Below are 786 nucleotides of genomic sequence, written 5' to 3'. Positions count from 1 at the left end.
CTGTTTAGATGCTTGCTCATAATCAGCTAATACTTGCTTTTTACACTGTTCAGTTTTACAAGCATCATATTTTCTTTGGTAATCATCTGCATTTTGTACGCCGGCTTTTTTAGTTTTTCGTTTATTTTTCTTTCTTGGGCATTTAGTTTGCTTTCGTCTTTGCTGTTGTTGTATATTTATTTTTTATAAATAAATACATAAACCTTTTTTTTATTTTCACTCGCAGCGGAGTAATCTACTGCAATATCTTCTAAATCTGGTTTAGCTTCAAGCTCTTTAACCGCACTTGCTATATATTCAGGGCGACACTCCATCTCATGTTGTGTACTCACAGAGTCCTTTGCTATATTCTCAAGCTCTTTAACCGCACTTTCTATATATTCAAGGCCACGCTCCATTTCATGGTGTGTGATCACCGAGTCCTTGATTCGAGGTTTGCTTTGATATGTTGAGAGGTAAACACACCCTAGTGGAGTGACAATGTTTTTAGGAGAAGATTTATAACATATAACTTTATATGGTTTTCTATTATTATCCTCTGGCTTTCCACTTAGTATTAAAATACAGTTTGATCGCACCCCCATATTCATAGGTCCATTTCTAGGTATATTTAAATCTAATATACCTTTCATTGGAAAAGAGTATCGTATAGTTCTTTGATAACTCTCCATTGGAATTGAATCTATATTTAACGAATTTAACTGTTGAAAACTATTTTGTGAATGGCATCCAGTTAGAAACAGTGAAAACCAAAATATTCGTATTATATTTTTCATATTAATCTCT

General features: G+C 33.1%; 1 protein-coding gene. It reads right to left on the bottom strand.

Going from position 1 to position 786, the window contains the following annotated elements:
- Positions 1-176 precede the first annotated feature (176 nt).
- The coding region (locus MJ764_RS11360; RefSeq protein WP_239327129.1) for a hypothetical protein at positions 177-786 on the bottom strand (610 nt) is incomplete at its 5' end.

Origin of the sequence: Snodgrassella gandavensis, from assembly GCF_914768025.1 — a bacterium.
GTDB lineage: Bacteria > Pseudomonadota > Gammaproteobacteria > Burkholderiales > Neisseriaceae > Snodgrassella > Snodgrassella gandavensis.
Note: the sequence above shows the minus strand (reverse complement) of the source record. Positions and strands in the feature narration are given on the sequence as shown.